The following is an 18,923-nucleotide window of genomic DNA, read 5'->3' as shown; positions in this document are numbered from 1 at the left end:
GGCGACAGGCCAAGCGGGCCCGCCGAGACGCGCGACGGCGGGCTGTGCGCCCGGAACCGAGCAGGATCGACCCCGTGCGGAGCGCATCGACTGCGGAGCATCCGCTGGACATGCTGCTCTTCGTGGGGCGGATGATCGAAGTGCTGCTACCGCATGAGTTTTCGTACCTCGCGAGCCTCAGCAAGGAGCGGTTCGATCCGACGCAACTGATCGACGAGGCCGCCGCGGCGCGGCCACCGGACTACACCGCGGTGGTCACATTGCTCGGTGAGATGGCGGTCGGCGACGAGCACTTCCAGCAGTGGTGCCGCGAGGAGGTCGCGGCGTGTGCCGATGCGGTGCCGCGCTGGATCACCGATCTGCCGGAGCTGACGGTCGGCCGAGCGATCCGGTTGACCGATGCGTTCGGTGATCTGGATGAAGTCCTGTTCGAGGTGCGGTTGGCCGACGGTCGTGCGATCACCTGCGGGGTGCTGATCGATCATCTGGAGTACTCGACGGTCAAGGATGTCGGGATCTGGGACAAGCCGCTGAATGCCGTGCTCGTCCTCTTGGAGTCCTGGGAATGGGTGGGCCACCCGATGCAGATGACGACGGCCGACGCGCGGGCATGGATCGAGCAGGCGTTCGGCTGGGGCATTGCCCGCCCGGTCAGGGAAAGGCGTCCGGGGTTCTCGGCCGTGATCAAGTGGCTGGCTGCTCGGCTGCCCGAAGGCGGGCGGCAATACCAGGGCGATGGCGCCGATCAGAGCGTGGCGGACGTGGTCGAGGCGTTCTTTGCTTCTCCGGAGGGACGGCGCTTCGGCTTTGCCGAGTTCGGTGAGGTGCTGGAGCAACTGATCGGCATGCGTAGCGGGGACCCGCAGCGCTGGAGCGCATTCCGGGTCATCTATGCAGTAGGGGACTTGCCGGACGGCAGGAACGAACCAGTGGAGACGGTGCTTCGCCTGCCTGCGCTGCTGCGTGCCTTTGTCCCGTTTGCCCACGGACGCAGCGGCATTGGTGCGGAGCTGACGGCCCAGACGCTCGCGATGATCGACGAGGTGCAGAAGGGTTTCAAGGACCGGGTTCGCAGTGGGTTGCAGCAGTATTGGGATGCCGTGGGGTAGCGCATCAGGGGCGCGGGTCGGCGCCGAGATCCTTCAGTAACGACTCCACCCGTTCCCATGCGCTGCTGTTGCGTGCGGGATCGTCGGGGCCGAGGCTGACGAGGGTGGCCAGTAGTTCGCGCAGTCGGGTGTCTGCTGGGTCGTCGGCGAAGAGGTCGTCGTAGTGCGGATCGAGCAGGTGTGCGTGAGAGCGTTGGTCTGCGCGCGCGGCGGCCCACGAAATGCGATCCAGGAAGATCTCCAGTTTGCGTGCCGCAGCCAGGGTGTCGGCTGAGTCCAACATCGAAATCGTCTTCAGGCCCGGCTGGGGTTTCACCGACCCCGGGTGCAACGCCAGCACGGTCGCGAAGTCGTCGCCGGACGGTGCCTCGGCAAGTGCGCGGATCCTGCGCACGCGGTCGGCGGCCGCGCTGAAGTCGTCGTCCTCCATGCTGTAGCCGACAAACAGCAGATGGCTTGTCAGAAGTAAGGTTTCGACCACGGCGAGCACCGCCCGCAGCTCGGACTCGAGGTGTGTGTAGTCGTCGGTGGTCAGGACGATGCTGTCGGGCCGACGGGCATCGCCGTGCATCTTCAACAGCCATGTTTTGGACTGGTCAGCGAGTTGGCGGGCCAGAGTCTGAAATCCGTCGGTGCCCAGCGTGCCGGACAGGGCCGATTCGTAGGCCAGGTCGTAGTTGGTGGTGACGTTCTGGCGGACACCGAGGCCGGCGAGGAGGAGGTGGGCGGGGGATACGTCGGAGATCGCTGTGCGGTCGGCGACGACGCGGTGCAGATGGGCGGCCCCGAGTTTGTCGGCGAGTTGTTGTGCGATCTTCGGTGCGTCGGCAGCCGAGTAATTCTCCAGTTCGGCGCCGTTCAGTTCGGTCAGCAGTCCTTTCCAGTCGGGAAGTCCGAGCGGGACGCTGATGCCGGAACCGAGGAACAGCGCGAGCTCTTGTTTCGCCGCCCGCCGGCCGAGTGTGTCCGCGACGTTCAGCTGCTCTTTCGCGAACTCGCTCCAGTCGTTCTCTGACCGGAGAGCTTGGACGGCGGTGTGGTCGCGTTCGTGGTAGAGCACCAGTGCCACGTCGATGTCGGTGTCGCGAGCCACACGCTGCAGTGCGGGTAGCAGTGCTGCGATCAGCGCGCCGCGCCGGTGCTCGAATCCACCCGCGCCGGTGCCCACCAACGGTAGCGCCACCAGAGGCTTGATCCTGCCCGACACGGTCTCAAGCCCGATCGCGAAGTCTCTGATCGCCGCGGCGACTCCCTCTGCCACCCAATGCGGATCGAGAACCGCGTCGTTGGCGGTCGGGACCATGCGGATTCGTCGCCCGGCATGATCTGCCAGGTCGACGAACCGTGCGTCTGCCGGGCGAGCACGAAGCCGAAGGCCCCAGGGCGACTCGTCGAACTTGTCGATCTGGAGCAGAGCCTTCCAATGGTTCGTCAATTCCCAATTGGTATCGCAGGGGATGAGGATTGCGCTGCACTTGAGCCGCACGAGGTCCCCGCGAAGTACAAACAAATGTCCCGCCATGGCGCTATTCAACACGGCGCGCGACACGGACTTCGAGGACTCGTGACTTGTCTGCACTGCTCGTTACCATCCGAACAGAAGCGGGGGAGGCGGCATGAGCACCGATGTGGCAGGACCGCGGCTGGCCAACGCCGCCGAACGCCGGGTTCACCATCTGCTCGTCGAGCAGCTCGGTGATGACGGTGTCGTGATCGCCGGTAAGCGGGTCACTGACCACCTCAAGGACCACGAGGTGGATTTCCTGGTCGCGATCGAGGGTGCGGGCATCGTCTGCGTCGAGGTCAAAGGCGGGGACGTCTGGCACGACGGTCAGAGCTGGCGCCAGATCCGGCGGGGACGGGAATGCGAGATCGAACCGGTCCGGCAGGCCCGCGAGGCCTGCTATGCGCTGCGCAGCTTCGTTGAGCACGACCCCCGGTGGACGCAGGGGCGGTTGCGCTGGGACCACGTCATCGTGCTGCCCAACACCGAGCTGCCCGAGGACTTCGGCCTGGCCGACTGTCCGCGCTGGAAAGCATTCGACCGCAATGATCTTGGTGATCTCGTGGGGCGGATGCGTAATAACCTGCACAGCCAGGAGCTTGACCGTCCGGTGCTGAGTGCCGATGGGGTCGATCAGCTGATGGTGTCGCTGAGCGGACGCGGTCTGCCGCAGCGCGATGTGGTGGCCCGTGCGTTGGAGAACGAGGACGCCGCCGACGTGCTCACCGAGCACCAATCGGTGATCCTCGATGCCATCCGGCTGCTGAATCGGGTAGAGATCCGCGGCGGCGCCGGCAGCGGCAAGACCTTCTTGGCGATGGAGCAGGCTCGCCGGTTGGCGCGGGCCGGGCAGCGGGTGGCGCTGGTCTGCTACTCGCATGGCCTGGCCTCGTACCTGGAGCGCATCACCGGTGGGTGGCCGCGGCGCCAGCAGCCCGCCTATGTCGGGGAGTTCCACGATCTCGGGAAGATGTGGGGTGCGCCCGAGGGCCCGGACGAATCGCTGCGCACCGAGGACACCGTGCAGTTCTGGGAGCACGATCTGCCCGCCCAGATGGCCGAGCTGGCAGCAGGTTTGGAGCCCGGTCAACGGTTCGACGCGATCGTGGTCGACGAGGCGCAGGACTTCGCCGACGCGTGGTGGGATCCGCTGCTCGGGGCGTTGAAGGACGACGAGAGCGGTGGGCTGTACCTGTTCACCGACGAGGGGCAGCGGGTGTTCAACCGGCACGGCTCACCGCCGGTGCCGCTGGTCCCGTTGGTACTCGACCACAACCTGCGCAACACCCGGCAGATCGCGACGGCGTTTCAACCATTGGTCGATCACCCGATGCGGTTCCTCGGTGGGGACGGTCCCGCGGTGAAGCTCGTCGCCTGCTCGGCCGAAGACGCGATGAATGTCGGTGACGACGAAGTGGAGATCTTGCTGGAGGAGGGCTGGCGGCCCGAGGATGTGGCGCTGTTGACGACCGGGACAAGGCATCCGGAGCAGCGTGAGCGCCAGGCCGCAGGCAGCGCCGCATACTGGGACAGCTTCTGGGACGCCGAGCAGGTGTTCTACGGCCATGTGCTCGGATTCAAGGGTCTCGAGCGACGTGCGGTGGTGTTGGTGGTCAATGAGCAGTCCGCGTTCGAGCGGTCCCGGGAGCGGCTGTACGTCGGGTTGTCACGGGCGCGGGATCAGTTGGTGGTTTGTGGGGACCCGGAGTTCATCGCGGCGGTGGGTGGGGCGGATTTGGCGCGGCGGTTGGGAATTGTCGACTAGTGCGCTTCGAGCCGCTGCCCGATGGCCTCTGCTGCTACTCCAAGTAAGTCCAAGCCGGTCGATCCGACACCGAATCGGGGCTTTCGTGGGGATTGCCGTTAGCTAGGGCGCGCTGGCGCTCAGGAGCTCGTCTCGTCGCGACGCGCTGAATTGCGGGGCGACCGCGACCGGGCCGTCTTGCGGCACTCAACTCTTCGATCTTAGACAGTCTCCAGCCCTTGATTTCTCCGATGATGGCGTCGGGCTCCGGAAGCGGGAACTTCGACATCGAATCGACAGACACGAATCCGAGGACTTTCGCGACCTCCGTCCGACTTAGGTACCGGGCTCCGACGGCGGTACATTCGTTTGGAGCGCTTCGCGGCTTGGCGGCCCACGTATCGACCGTTGACCGTGACCAGCCCTTGATGCTTCCGATTATCGCGTCTGGTTCGGGCAGCACTTGTGCCTTCAACGAGGTCGACCCCGGGAGTCCGAAATAATGCGCGAACTCAGTGATGCTCAAGAAGCGTGGGACAGAAGGACTGGTACGCCTCTCGAACTCGTCATAGCGAGCTATGACGGCCCGTCGCTGGGGAGTGTCGCGAACGCGAAGGACAGGGATTCTCTTCCGTGGCAAATCGCCGGGGGACGTCTGAGTCACGTCGTCACATCCACGTCTGCAAGTGGCGTGTTCCCGCTGAATGAGTCCGACCAGTTTTAGAGTCCTGTGGCCCGATGTCGGGCCAGAAGGGACGATGAACACATGGCTGGTCGGAAGCGGAATTCCGCGGAGGACATCGTGCGCAAGCTGCGCCGGGCAGATGAGTTGGCTGCCGAAGGTAAGACCGGTGAGGAGATCGCCGCCGAGCTGCAGGTCTCGCCGGCGACGCTGTACAACTGGCGGCGCACGTACGGCGGCATGGACACCGACGCCGCCAAGGAACTCAAGGAGCTGCGCGATCAGAACGCCCGCCTCAAGCGGCTGCTGGCCGACGCCGAACTTGAGAAGGACGCCCTGCGGGAGGTCGCTAAGGGAAAATTCTGAGCCCAGCTGCCAAGCGCCGCGCCGTGGACATGCTCAAGGAGACCTTGGGCATGTCGGAACGGTTGGCGTGCAAAGCTGTTGGGCTGGCCCGCTCTACCTACCGTCGCCTGCCGTTGGCGCAGACTCCGACCGATCCGGATGCCGACATGAGGGCTTGGCTGCGCGGCTACGCCACCAAACACCCGTGCCACGGGTTTCGGCGTGCTTGGGCGGCGTTGCGCTACGACGAGCGCCGTGAGGTCAATAAGAAGAAGATCCACCGGCTCTGGCGCGAAGAAGGCCTACAGGTCAAGGTCGTCTCGCCCCGCAAGCGGGCCGGGGTGTCCTCAGTGCCGCCGATCCTCGCCGATGCGCCGAAGGTGGTGTGGGCGATCGACTTCCAGTTCGACTCCACCATCGACGGTAAGGCCATCAAGATCGCGTCGATGATCGACGAGCACACCCGCGAATCGCTACTGAATGTGGTGGAGCGCTCGATCACTGGCGAGCGGCTGGTCGAGGAACTCACGAAGGTGTTCGCCGCTCGTGGCGGCCCACCGAAGGTGCTTCGGATGGACAATGGACCGGAGATGGTTTCTCAAGCGCTGCAACGGTTCTGCGAAAACAAGACCGGAATGGTGTACATCCCGCCGGGTTGCCCGTGGGACAACGGCTACATCGAATCGTTCAACAACCGACTCCGGAAGGAATGCCTCAACCGCAACTACTGGAACACGCTGTTCGAGGCCCGCGTGGTCATCGGCGACTTCAAGCACGAACACAACCATCGACACCGCCACTCGGCCCTGGGCTACCGCACACCGGCCGAGTACGCTGCGGCGTGCAGGTGCACCCATACCCCGGTGGCCTGCAGCATCAACTGAGAACGGATTACACCAACCCGACTCCAAAACCGGGTGGACTCAGTAACGGGGACTCGTCACCAGGACAATCGCGTGGTCCGATACCTTGTTGATCCGCACATCGTGAACATGTCTGGCGTCGACAACTCGGTCACGAAGGGTCGGTGAAACGAAGATGTAGTCGAGCCGGAAACCGTTGTAGTCGTCCGAGGTCTGTGTCTCTTTGTTCTTCCGCTTCGTGTACCACGTGTATTCGCGCGCTTTCGGATTGCGGTTCCGCCAAGTGTCAACGTACTTTTCAAGACGCAACACACGAATGTAGTCAGACAGGACGAAGGGCGTTCCTTGCGCATCTTCCGGCAGACCGGTGTTGAAGTCGCCTAGCAAGACGACGCGCTGATCACGGTGCCGTCGAGCATATGCAATGACCTCGTCCCACAGGAGTTCTTTCCGCTTCTTTCCCGACATACCCAAGCCGTCGGCACCGAACTTGTTGTCGGTGCCGCCAGGAATGTGAACACACAGGATGTGAAGATCGCTCTCGGCGACTTGCAGAGGTAGCCAGCGCTCGGGGTCATGGGCGACTGGTTCGTCAATAGACTTGAGGGGAAGCTTTGACGCGATGAGGACACTGTTGGTGCTGCCGGTGGAGCACGTTGTTTCGATGAACTCGTAGCCGCGCTGGTGTAGTGCGCCACGCAGCGAGCCTAGGTTGCCGTGCCTCACTTCGGTAAGCCCAACTACGTCTGGCTCAAGTTTAGCAATTTCGTCGACGATCATCTCGATGCGGTTGCCGCCACCGCTTTGAATGTTCCATGTCAGGAATCGCACTGCATTCGCCCCTGAATCTTGTTGTTCGGTAGATGTGGTCACTGCCTTGCGAAAAATTTGTTTACGGCGAGATGCCTCGTGGAAAAGGTGCGCCCCGCCAACGATTGCTACTCGGCCTGCGCCAACCGTCCGTCCAGGTACTCGGTGACTGATGGATTAGCGATCAGTTGCTTTGCTCCTCCGGCAGCATCACGACGTGTCCAATGTTGTTTCGAACGTTCGAATACGACCGCGTGTCGCGGATCGTTACCGATGAGCATTCGGCGTGTGGACAGTAATCGTCCATGCTCCCTGGCCTCGCTCCGATTGGGCCGTCGCGTCCCAATGCACGCCGGGCATAGCCACAGATTGTCGTGGGGCTCTCTGATGCAAAGCTTGCAGATGTCGATTGCGCAGCAGTCGCAGGCCACGGTTTTGGACGTGCAGACGGCGCAGGTCATTCCGCCGCAGTACTGGCATTGCGTCGACGCGACGCCGAAATGTCCTTCGCGGTCGATTACGCCTTCGTCGAGCACGTGGCCCGACGTTGCGTTGGTTCGACGCGCGTCAATCTGTCCCGCCGGAAGGGTGCGTTGGTACAACCAGTCATGCCCGTTGGGCATTGTTGTCAACTGCTCAACGTGTGCGCCGACGTCGAGTTGCATCCAGTTGAGGACAGGGCCGATTAACTGCTCCAACCCCAGCTTCAATGGCTGCGGCAATTGTTGAAGTTCCGGCTGTTTCGTTCCCGCCGGCGGCGCCCACGCGGACAGCGCCTTCGCCGCATTACTTGAAGCGGTTTTCACTCCAGCTTTCAGGGATCCTGCCGGACGGGTCGTAACGTCTACCCGAGCAGCATTTCTCGCTTGGGAGAGTCTGACGGCCTTCGGATCGGTGAAGACACCGACCTCGTCTGCGTCGTCGAGCCCCATCCACCGCGAAAGAGCGGTTGCGGCCACGGCAGAATCGGAAGCCCGCACTCTGTACCAACGTGTTCCTTGAGGTGTGCGTACGCCCAGTGCCCACAGCGACGCAATGCTCACAAGCGCAGCTTCGACTTCCGATGACAGTGCATGCGCGCGGATGGAGGGTGCCGGTTCCCAGGCCTCCGAAACCCAGCGCATCGTGGGCGCGTCTGCCCAGGTCCAAGCTGTGAATGCGCTCTGTTCCTCGGTTCCGTCAAAGTGCCGGCACAAGATGCCTTTCGACGTTACTGCAAACTCGAAACCAGATCTCTCCCAACCCACTTCGAGGTGAATGGGCGAGGGTCGATCCATTGCACTGAAGACGGACTTCATTGCGGGCGGCGTGGTGAAGTCTGGATGCGGTAGCACTGCTGGCGTCGGAAACTCTTTCACAACGGACTGCATCAGGTCAGACTCCGGCCGACCGAACGAAGTCGTCGATCTGCCGTGAAGCGCCTTTTCTGGCATTGACCATGCAGGAAAGTACGAAGAATCCGCGGCGACGACGATGTGCGGATCGGACAGCGTCGCAGCAAGGGTCTTCGCAGCTCGTACGGGAACGACCTGGGTACCGGCCTGTCGGCTGGCTGCCAACCGCAATTCGTACTCGTGGTTGATCGTTGATCGGCCGAAAGCGGTCCAGCGGGTGACTAAACCATTCCGGATGATCGCCTGCTCGTATGCACCGCCCCGATTGAGCACCACGACGGTGGCGTCGGGGTCTGAGCCTATGAGCACTGTCGCTCCCGCCGCGATGAGCTCAACAGGAAGTTCAGCAAGTTGTTCCTCCGCCGCGGGAGCGAGATGTGCACAGGCCTTGCAGGTCTTGTCGGACCGACATGAGCGACAGACATCGCGCCCGCACATCTCGCAACCGATGACGGACGGATCACGGCCGCAGTCAGAGCAAGCGTGATCCCGGCAAACAACGCACGATGCTATCGGGACTGCGTGCTCTGTAGCTGCACAACGCTGGCACACTGACACGGAGCAGCCCGAGCAGGTCAATGACGCCAGCCCTGTAATCTCGTCGCACGCCCGGCAGGCCCAGGAGTCACATGAGCCGCACAGAGCGGCTGTCCCTGCCGCGTAGAAGTGGCCGTCACGGCAGACGCCAAAGTTTGACTCGCGGTCTTGGCCATCGTTAAGAACCGGCGCTAGTGCGTGACCATTGAAGACGGAATACCGGTGCGTAGCCCGGCCGTGGCCTTGCCATACCTCGGTGATTTCGAGTCCGTTGCGGAGTGCAGCGGTGTAAGAACGGGCAACTCGTTGTAGCAGATCATGGTTCATCGCAGCGGGCAGAGCTGCAATGCTCCGGCCCGCTGTAGCGTCGGGCGTATGGCCTACCAACTCCAGCATCGAGTCATTGGCGGAGACCAGCTCGTCGCCAGGCGCGGATTCCGCAAGTACGGTCACGGGCTTGATTGTCCGGTCGATGAGTTCGCACTCAGAGGGCACCGGGAACGGTGTCACCAGGGTGAGAACTTCCTCAGTAAACTTCCCCAGCCGTCCTCCCGGCATTCCAAGTGATTCGAGGTAGCGGAACCAACCGAGCTCTGCATTCAGGTTGTGCCCGTGAGGGAGAGCTGCCCACTGTTGAACAGATGCATCGATGGCATCTCGGCACTGGACGAGGACGCATTCGTTGCGCCGCTGCAGCGAGACGCGAAGGCCCCCAAGATCCGCGGCCGCCAGGTCGGAGCTATGTGTCAGCGGTTGATACCAGGAGAACGGTACTGACTCAGTTTGGACAACCTTGAGCGAACCGTCATCGTCGGTGACCGAGTGTTCTCTGGCTAGGCCATCGGAATCAAGATACATATCGTCAAACGTCGATCGATAAGTCACTACGACAGCTGGCGGCAGCGGAGGCGGCACCTGAGAGCGCAAACTCTGCAAGAGCGACTCAACGTGGAATGTGCGTTCCGACAATGCTTCTACTGCAGGTCCGTCGGCAATGTCATCGATCGCGGAGGCGTTGATGCCTGTGCCGCCCCCGGCAGAGATAGAATGCTCGACCGCGACAGCGCTTGACGTCTTGAGTCGCACACGATTCACGTTGTCGGAGTCCGCGCGGTCTGTCAGATTGCGAAACGCCACGCCGGAGTCCAGCGGTAGGCCGTGTTGCTTCGCGTAGGACCGCATGCGTTGGCGATTGCGGTCTTCAACATCCCCGTCGGGCACCAGCACGTGACTCCAACCGCTTGGTCGGACCAACTCAGCGACACGAGGTCCAACAAGGAGCGTGGCGCCGCCGTTCAGGCGCCAGCCGATCGCAAACTCCTCGTCGAGGTCTGGGGCGCGGGTTGGCGATGCACACGGCCGGCAGAGCCCGCCGGTGGCCGTGCGGCACACGCCACATGAGTCGGTACCGCACAACGGACAATCGGCGAACTCAGCATCGACGCCACAAGCCTTGCACCGCACATGGTCACACGAACCACAATGCAGCGCTTCAGACTCGTCGACGGTATGGGAGTCGGAGCAGAGCGCTAGAACGTCGATCGGGTTGCCCGACGCATCGCTCTCGACGAGCGGCGGCTCGGGATCCTCCCAGGCATACGTGAGTGTGGTCTCGGAACCATTCGGCCCCGCCCACGTTTCTTCGGCAAGCCAATCGTCTTCGTCGAGTGTCAAAGCCAGTACCTTGGCGCGAGCACGTACATCGGGTTGACGGTTCAATCGGCGTTCCTCGGACCGCAGGGCGCGCTGGAGACGCGCTCGGTCCTCACCCGTGGCCTCGGCAATTTGAGCCCTGTAACCGTTAGTGATGCGATCGAGCTCGATCGCCTGGTCCGACTCAACCTTCTTCGACCGGTCGCGGCGGAGCCGTTCGAGTTGACTCGTCGCAGCCTTTTCGAATGCAGCGATGACTTTTGACGGGGTGTCGAAGGCAGAGGGGAGGGTTTCGCCGTCCTGCAACGGACGTCGGTCGAGCCGCTGTTGGCTGTGACCGTTGATGTCCGCGGTAATGAGGTGCTCCGTGGTCTCGGCTTCACCGATCGTGGCGCGATATGTTGCCTGTCCGCTCCATGAGCCAGACGGGACCAGGCGACGTCGCGTCAGCGTCACGTTGGGTGCGTGCTTGAGTGGGCTACCGCCAATATCGTCGGGGATGATCGGCACAGTAGCGTGCATGTCTCCGCGCACCCGAAGTAGTCCGAGCAGCTCGTCGAAAACCGGCGACCCAACGGCGCATAGTTCGGCATCGGGGTGGTGTTCCAAGCCCAGTCGGTCGAAGGCGAGGTGCATCAGCGTGCGACCGCCAAGCTCTGCGTCAAACTCCTCGTCGAAATGCGCTGTGAGGAATGCGCCATCGCCCTCGCCTGTGTCGTGAAGCAGTTGCACATCAAGCGCTTTAAGCACACTGCGAACCCAGCTCTGAACACGGCGCTGTCGCATCCGGGCGCGCTCGATCGCCTCTGGTGCGAGTTCATTACTGCCGGCTTTTGTCAGACCCTTGCGGTGCTCGAAGGCCTCTGCCATCCAGTTACTGAGGCCGCTGTCGGCGGCGATGAGCTCAGACGCCTTCTCCCGGGCGTGTACAAGTTCGGTGCCAAGCTTGCCGAGCAGCCCCTCCATCTTCTTGTCGTTGTCTGCGAAAAGTGCCTCAAGGACGCGGGTCTCGAAGGTCGCGGACTTAGCTTCGTCAAGTTCACCGAGGATCGTTGTCACCTGGCCAAAGAGCAGCTCGAACATGCGAAGCTTTTCCGCCAGCAGTTTGTAGACGCTTTCGTCGATCGTGCCGCGTGCGTAGAGATTTGCGATGTGAACTTCGTCTTTTGGCTGGGTCAATCGATCGACGCGACCGATCCGTTGCTCGATCCGCATCGGATTCCACGGTAAGTCGTAGTTCAATACGCAGTTGCAGAACTGGAGGTTCTGGCCTTCGGCTCCTGCGTCGGTTGAGATCATCACGGGCGCGTCGCCTGATCTGAATGCTGCAATAGTGGCAGCGCGTTCGCTCGCGGACATTGAGCCGTGAAAGCTTCGCGCGACTATGCCTTCGGTTGCCATCCGCCGCAGTAGTCCGGTGACGGTGTCCGTGTGTTGGGTGAAGATCAGGACCCGGCCGTGGTCGCGAAGCCATTTGCGGGTGATCTCGATGGCTTTGTTCTCGCGGGCTGAGCCCTGGATGTCCATCGCCAAATGGCCGACGCGACCAAGAACTTCGCGGACCCGATGGTCTGGGTGTCGATCAGCCATCCGCAGCGCAGTGGTCCCCATCGAGAAGGGGCTCGCCGTCAGTCGAAGCGCGAGGCTCCTGCGGCGCATCGTGTCCCCGGAGTCGCGCATAACATTTCGAAGCAAGTCCGTGCTGAGGGCATACAGTTCGCGCTCGCGCGGCCCGAGGTCGACCGGCACATCTACCGCGCGGCGGGTAACGCGGTCGACACCAGCCTGGGCCCGTGTGGTTCGAACCATCACGCTACTGATCAGCCTGCGTAGAGCGGCAGGGTCGTTCGGCGTCCGTGGATCGTATGACTGCATGAACTGACGTTTGAAAGCATTGACCGATTCGAATGTTCCCGGGCGCAGAAGTTCGACCAGCCGGTACAGCTCGAGCAGGTCGTTCTGCACTGGTGTAGCAGTAAGAAAGAATGCATAGCGGCAGGCGGTGGTCAGCGAAGTGATGAGGTCCCGTGTTTTTCTGGCACCTTGACCGGCCGCCCGATGAGCCTCGTCGATAATCACGACATCCCAGGGCTTTTTGGTCAGTTGGTCGGCGTTCGATCTACCGAGGGTCAGGCTAAGAATCAGTTTGTCTTGTTGTTTGATCTCAGGCCCTCGGTAAGCGATGTCGAAGGCAAGATCGAACTTCTGGTTCATTTCGTCACGCCACTGTTCGCGCAGCGGAGCCGGGCACAGAATGAGGACACGTTTCGCTAGGCCACGCAACGCCAGCTCCTTGACGGCCAGACCTGCCTCAATGGTCTTGCCGAGGCCGACCTCGTCGGCCAGCACCGCTCGTCCTCGCAGACGGGATAGCGCATGACGCGCAACCGATTCCTGATGTGGCATCCGGTCCACGTTGGCGACGTCGACAGCGAGGAGCTCTTCGAAATCATCCAAAGTCGCTAGTTCTTCGCCTTGAAGACGAAGTTCAACGAGTTCCAATGGATCAAACCCAGCGGCCTTGAGCTGATCGCCTAGAAGTTCTTTGGCTGCCGCAAGGAACCCGATGGTCTTTGTACCGCCGGTGCCCCAGTCGTACTCGGTGTCGGCATGAAACTGTCGGTCGACCGTTGCGCGACGCTTGGTCTTGGTTGCTTTCGCGCGGGTGGTGATCGGCGCGGGTGGTGGAGCAACGGTCAATTGGCTGGCCGTCCCAGGGGGCAGCAACTGAAGTCGGTACACCTGGTCGACCAGCCGCAGCCGAAGCAGCCCTCCGTCCTGGCCGTAGTCCTGCAGTCGCTCGGTGAGGACGTCGCCGGTCAGTTGACGGCTGCGGCCACTCCACTGGGCGTGGAACGGCTCGCCCTCGAGTTCGAGATCGATGCTGCTGCTGTGTTCCGGCAGGGTGAGCGCACTGCACTCTCGTTCGGTGAGAGTCAGCTGGCCTGACTCCAGTAGCGGCTGGGTGATGCGCTTCTCGATCATTGTGCTCCCGGTACGCCGAGTGTTTGTGCCCCAAGGGCGGTGAGTGCCAAACTCTGGTACGCCGTGCGTGTCGCTTCTCGTTCGACGGCACGTCGCTCGATCAGGCCCTTGTCAAGCAGGTTGTGCACGGTTTCGTCCCAACGGCGTTCGCCATTGCGGACGTGCCGCAGCGCGCCGAACTGCGGGCAACTGAGAACGCCGGCGCCCAGTGGCCGGCCCTCACCGAGGGATTCTCGGCCCAGCACGGCCGCTTTCAAACTGGCCTCGCCGTAGGCGCCGCGGCGGTACGACGACGACCACGCGATCGCCTGTAGGGCAGTGAGTTCGGCGTTGACGAGGAGTTCAGGATCGGGAACCAGGTGATCTGGAGTCGATGCCCACGGCGCCGGCGTGCCTTCGCAGATGTCGCATGTGACGATATCGCGGCTTCCACAGTCGGCGATCTCGTCACCGAAGTGTCGGCCAACGATGATCCGACGGCAGTCCGATTCATTTGTGGCGTAGTCGATCATCGCCTGAAGGCGACGCTTCTGCCACCACTTCCAGCGGGCAGACTCACGCGCCAGCACATCTTCCGGGGCGACGCGCTTGAGCAGACGCACGCGGCGAAGTCGGCGTGAACTCGAAAAGGTCACCAAGCGGTCGAGGGACCAATCGATGAGTTGTCGTTCAAGGTCGTCGGGGTCGTAGCCGTGCGCGTCCTTTAGCTGTTGGAAGTCGATCTGAATCCGGACATTCGGCCGCGCCCGATGGGCCCGGTAGAAGAGCTCTCGGAACAGCGTGCGCTCACGCTCATCTTCGGGTTCGCGAAAACCGACATCAACGGTGCCGCGCGCTGAGCAATCCAGTTCTTGCTCTAGCGCTCCGACACGTTCAAGCTGGGCCAAGTGCACATTGACTTCGTCATCATCGATGCCAAGCTGGTCGGCGACCTCATCGATGTCGAACACACGGCTGTCGCGTCGCTCGGTACATGTCCACAGAAGAGCCAGCAGCCGTTGAGTGATCGCTGCATCCGCCTTCGTGCTGTTCGCTTCGATGAGCCGGCGGCGCCGGGCAAGATCCGAGTTAGTGTAAAGGAGAACACAATTGCCTGTGAGGTCGCGGGATCGTGCTGCGCGGCCGGCTTCCTGTGCGTAGCCGTCCAGTGAATCTGTGAGGTCGTAATGCAGCACCCAGCCGATGTTCGGCTTGTTGATGCCCATGCCGAAAGCCTTAGTCGCCACGATGATTTGCGTGGTGTCGGAATCGAAGTCCTCTTGCACAGCATCCCGCTGTTCGGGCACCATACCGGCGTGATACGGCCGGGCGGAGTATCCGGCTCGTCGGAGCAACGCCGCAATTTCCTCTGCAAGAGCGCGTTTGGAGACGTAGACGATGCCGGGAACGCCGGCGCACCACGTGACGAACCGGAGCAACTCCCGCGCGCGGTCACGTTCATCGGCGCAATGCACGACGCGAAATCTGAGATTCTGGCGGTCGCTGGGCTCGCGAACACTCACGGGTTCGACCATGTCCAACGCGCCGGTAATATCAACCTCGACGTCAGGTGTTGCTGTCGCGGTTAGGCCGGCGCGGGGCGGTCGCGTGTCGAACGAGGCGACCGATGCCGGGACCTGCCGAAACTCCGGACGGAAATCGTGGCCCCATACTGAAATGCAGTGCGCTTCATCAACAATGACACGGTTCAGCTGTTGGCGTCCGAGCGCCCCGCGTAGCACTGGGTCGCGCGCTAGACGCTCGGGAGAGACGTAGAGCAAGCGCACGTCACCTTTGGCGGTGTCGCGCAGGATCTCAGTTTGCACAACCCGAGAGGTCGTACCGGTGATTCCTTGAACCGGACGGATGCCTCGGCGGCCGCGAAGATCGTTGACCTGATCTTTGATGAGTGCCACCAGCGGAGACACCACCACCGTCGCGCGGGCCTGAGGCGCGAGGAGCGCCGGCAGCTGGAAGCACACCGACTTTCCGAATCCTGTCGGAAGAATGGCGACAACATCTCTGCCGTCGATGATCGCTTGCATCACTTCGAGTTGCTTTGGATGCAGTTCGGCAATGCCGAACAGCTTCTCGGCTGCTTCGATGAGTTTGGCGGTCGGATCCTCCCCCTCGATGAGGCGAAGCGACTCGAGCAGTTGTGTGACGTCGTCGCGCCCGAATGAGATCGCGGTCGACAGATCGGGAGCTTCTCCAGTGACGAATTCGATAGCGCGAGTCCACGCGTCGTCACGGTCCTGGGATTCGTGTATCGCTGGCCCCGGAAGCGAGCCCAGCATGACCCGTTGTGCTTGAGTCGGCGCGTGCAGTCGGCGATCACAAATCAGTGCCGCGCCCTTGTCCGTCTCGGACCGAATGAGGCGCCCGAAGCCCTGGGTGAACTGCATGGCAGTCATGGGGAGTACGTAGTCGAGGAACGGATCTCCGCCGCGTTCAGCGATCGCTCGTTGCCGTGCGGACACGAGTGGATCGTCGGGATGCGGGTAGGGTGGCTTCTCGATGAATAGGTAGGACAGGGTCTCTCCGGGTGCGTCGAACCCTTCCCAGTACGACTTGAGTCCGTACAGAACGGTTCCCTGTTCGTTCCGAAATCGGTGTGCGATCTGTGATCGGCCGAGCTCGCCTTGGACGAGCAGCTCAACGCCGCGCTGCGCAAGTTCCGCGGTTTTTGTGCGGACTCCGTCTGCCACTGCATCCATGCGCTTTCGGGCAGCGAAGAGGGTGAGCGTCCGACCCCCGGCCAGTGACAGAAATCCGGCCTGGTCTGCCGCCATCTCTTCACAGAACTCCCGCTCGTTGACCGGGATCGGCACCGGAAGGTGGTTGGTGAGCACTACCACCGATTGGTTCTGGTAATCGAACGGCGATGCCAAGCGAAGGGCTCGGAAATCGTCGTCGCCTGGTTCGGGATCAATACGGACGCCAAGTCGGGAGGCGGTGTAGTCGAAGCGGTGCTCAACCGTCAACGTTGCCGAGCAGAGCACCGTCGAATGTGTTCGATCGACAACCCACTGCTTGAACTCCGGGAAAATATGGATCGGGAGCCGCTCATAAGTCCACGCGGCGGGATCGTCCTCCTCGGCGGCCAGTCGGTACACCCACAGGTGGCTGTCTGGTAGCGGTCCGAGTGTCTCGAGGAGATTGATGGCATTGTCGAGACGTTCGGCATACCCGCGGAGACGTTGTCGGGCGGATCCAGTTCCCGCGACGTCACTCAGTGAGCTGCGCAGCGACGAAACGGCTTTCGCCAATTGGATCAGCTGGTATCGGACTTGGCGGGCCGCTTGGCGGAGGATCCTGAACTCCGGGCGACCGTCGACTACGCCAGAACGCAGGACGACAGCGTCCGCCCGGCCGGCATACTCATGCAGATACGTCGCGATGGCTTCGGAGAGTTCGGTGCCGGCTGGGCGAATCTGCGGCAGCGTGGCAGCGATTGCTTGCAAGGCGTCCACTACGTCGGTGCGCCCAGGTGCGCGCTTTTGAATCTCGCGGACCAACCGCGATCGCCGCGACAGACTGTTGACGAGGATCTCAAGTTCGAGCGCGTCGATCCCTTCGGTCCATGCAGCAGTAAGTGAGTCTTCAAGCGCATGGGCTTCGTCGAGAACGAGGTCGGCGCGGCCTTCGCCCAGCACGTCTCCGGGTGCGGGGATGCCGCTTTGCGCAAGCTTTATCCAACTGGCGATAAGCGCGTGATTGACGGACACGATGCCGGGGGAGCTATCGAGCCCCTGAATTTGACGCATCAGAGGGCACAACGAGGCCCACTTGCACGACGTGCGATCACACCCGCCTGAACTTGTCTTGATACGTGCGCGGGTGCGTGCGTATCGGGTGTCGGCGCGCCGAACCACGTCGTCGGTCACGTCGTCCCACGTGCCGGTGGGAGATGTGGCGAGTGCACGGACAGCGACTGCCAGCGCGAGACCGGAGGCGTCGACATCTGGCAGGGCATCTTCGAGCTCGCGCGCGCAGACGTAGTTGCCGACGCCCTGAATCTGGCGGAACGGTGCGGCGAGCAGATTCTCTTGTTGCAGTCGCGCAGCTTCGTCACGTAGCTGGCTTTGCAGAGCCTTCGTGGCGGTTGCCAACAACACGGGTTGTCGGGGGCGCGACGCGCGACCGATCGCCGGGAGCAGGTAGGCCAGCGACTTTCCAGTTCCGGTCGGGGCCTCGACGGCAACCCGGCCGCCGTTGTCGAAGACCTGCGCGACGGCATGTGCCATTTCTTGCTGTGCGGGACGCGATCGAAGGCCCCGCTGCCGGTGCAGTACGGGAAATGCGTTCCGGGTGGCGGACCACGCATCGGGGGACGCCGACCCTGTTGGCGTCAGCAGCGCGTCGGCATCTCGAGTCAATGTTGTGAGCTCGGGGACGGAGCTCAGCGGCGGCATGATCAAAGCCAGCGGGTGCGAGTGTGTCTCGAGCGCGGCAATGGCGAGTGCCCAACTGGGTTCTGTCGCGTCGACCGAAGCGATCAGTTTTCTGGATACGGCGGCGGTCGCAGTCGCGTCGGAAAGAGCCTGATGGCGTGCGGAGTGGTCGACATTCAGCATCTGAGTCAGATCGGCAAGGCCCCGGTTAGGCAGGGCGACGTCGACAAGGAGGGACAAGTGCAGGGTGTCGATGATCGGTGGCAGCCGTGGAGGGTGCAGGCCTGCGCGGTTGGCCGCAGCGATGAGGAACTTCTGATCAAAGTTCACGATGTTGTGGCCGATGAGGAGGCCGATGTCCGCAATGTCAGTCTCGAACCGGCGAAGCGCCTCGCCAAGGGGTACTGGTTCTGATCGCGCTGGAGCGGGACGATCGATTCCCGGTGGAAGTTCGATTGCTACGTCCAGCAGGGGTGTGCCGTCGAGTCGGACGACTGCGATCTCCGTGATGAAATCGGTGGCTCGGTTGAGTCCGGTGGTCTCCAGGTCGAGCACGGCGACCCGGTCGAGCGGGATGCGATCAGGGTGCGGGCGGTACCAGTCGACGTCGTCTCCTGGGGCACGGTCGGGATCGTCGTCTCTGGAGGTGGCAGACGTGGTCGCGACGGCGAGAAGCCCGTCGGGGTTCACTTGAAAGCGATGAGGAAACCTGTCGGCGAGTTGCTGCAGGCGCTCGATCGGCTGGACAAAGCCGCGCGGCCGAAGTTTCTCGCGAAGCTCGGACGCAGCCAGTGGCCCGAACTCAGAAAGCGCCTGATGGGCAGCCTCGGCTGCCGGAGGCATCGGTCGAGTCGAGGTGGTCATCGGTCGCGCAGCCGACTGACGTGCAGCAACGACGCAGATCGCACTTTTCGGCAGAATGCC

7 protein-coding genes are annotated in these 18,923 nt (G+C 62.6%); 3 read left to right on the top strand and 4 right to left on the bottom strand.

Annotated features, from left to right (window positions below; all coding sequences use genetic code 11):
* Window positions 1-74 precede the first annotated feature (74 nt).
* Entirely contained in the window at window positions 75-1,109 is a 1,035-nt protein-coding gene (locus A7U43_RS21875) for a hypothetical protein (RefSeq protein WP_156525991.1), read from the top strand.
* Window positions 1,110-1,113: 4 nt separating this feature from the next.
* On the opposite strand, the gene A7U43_RS21870 is transcribed toward A7U43_RS21875, so the two are convergent.
* A complete protein-coding gene (locus tag A7U43_RS21870; protein WP_197499890.1) occupies window positions 1,114-2,412 on the bottom strand; it encodes an SIR2 family protein in 1,299 nt (432 codons plus the stop codon).
* A 313-nt stretch (window positions 2,413-2,725) separates the two neighbouring features.
* Between A7U43_RS21870 and A7U43_RS21865 the strand changes: the two genes are divergently transcribed.
* Window positions 2,726-4,378, top strand: a complete 1,653-nt coding sequence (locus A7U43_RS21865; protein WP_067999342.1) for a nuclease-related domain-containing DEAD/DEAH box helicase — start codon at window positions 2,726-2,728, stop codon at window positions 4,376-4,378.
* Between the two features lie 745 nt (window positions 4,379-5,123).
* Window positions 5,124-6,268, top strand: a protein-coding gene (locus tag A7U43_RS21855) for an IS3 family transposase (RefSeq protein ID WP_156525814.1) whose coding sequence is annotated in 2 segments (ribosomal slippage) — window positions 5,124-5,391 and window positions 5,391-6,268 — 1,146 coding nt in all. Because the reading frame shifts where the segments join, the coding sequence is not laid out codon by codon here.
* Window positions 6,269-6,307: 39 nt separating this feature from the next.
* Here the strand turns inward: A7U43_RS21855 and A7U43_RS21850 are convergent.
* The 3 genes from A7U43_RS21850 to A7U43_RS21840 form a co-directional block, all read right to left on the bottom strand.
* Window positions 6,308-7,120: an endonuclease/exonuclease/phosphatase family protein gene (locus A7U43_RS21850; RefSeq protein ID WP_156525990.1), complete on the bottom strand. Its 813-nt coding sequence runs from the start codon at window positions 7,118-7,120 to the stop codon at window positions 6,308-6,310.
* 65 nt (window positions 7,121-7,185) lie between these two features.
* Window positions 7,186-13,626 carry a DEAD/DEAH box helicase gene (locus A7U43_RS21845; protein WP_067999338.1) on the bottom strand — a complete coding sequence of 2,147 codons (6,441 nt, stop codon included), beginning with the start codon at window positions 13,624-13,626 and terminating at the stop codon, window positions 7,186-7,188.
* Window positions 13,623-18,842 (bottom strand): RecQ family ATP-dependent DNA helicase, encoded by a 5,220-nt coding sequence (locus tag A7U43_RS21840; RefSeq protein ID WP_231963378.1) that lies wholly within the window; start codon window positions 18,840-18,842, stop codon window positions 13,623-13,625. Before A7U43_RS21840 ends, A7U43_RS21845 begins: the two co-directional genes overlap by 4 nt.
* Between the last annotated feature and the right edge of the window lie 81 nt (window positions 18,843-18,923).

Origin of the sequence: Mycobacterium adipatum, assembly GCF_001644575.1 — a bacterium.
Taxonomy (GTDB): Bacteria; Actinomycetota; Actinomycetes; order Mycobacteriales; family Mycobacteriaceae; genus Mycobacterium; species Mycobacterium adipatum.
Note: the sequence above shows the minus strand (reverse complement) of the source record. Positions and strands in the feature narration are given on the sequence as shown.

Bases quoted from the DNA above. Each gene is read 5' to 3' on its own strand.
- A7U43_RS21870 (WP_197499890.1), bottom strand. From the start codon at position 2,412: ATGGTCCCGACCGCCAACGACGCGGTTCTCGATCCGCATTGGGTGGCA.
- A7U43_RS21865 (WP_067999342.1), top strand. From the start codon at position 2,726: ATGAGCACCGATGTGGCAGGACCGCGGCTGGCCAACGCCGCCGAACGC.
- A7U43_RS21845 (WP_067999338.1), bottom strand. From the start codon at position 13,626: ATGATCGAGAAGCGCATCACCCAGCCGCTACTGGAGTCAGGCCAGCTG.
- A7U43_RS21840 (WP_231963378.1), bottom strand. From the start codon at position 18,842: ATGCCTCCGGCAGCCGAGGCTGCCCATCAGGCGCTTTCTGAGTTCGGG.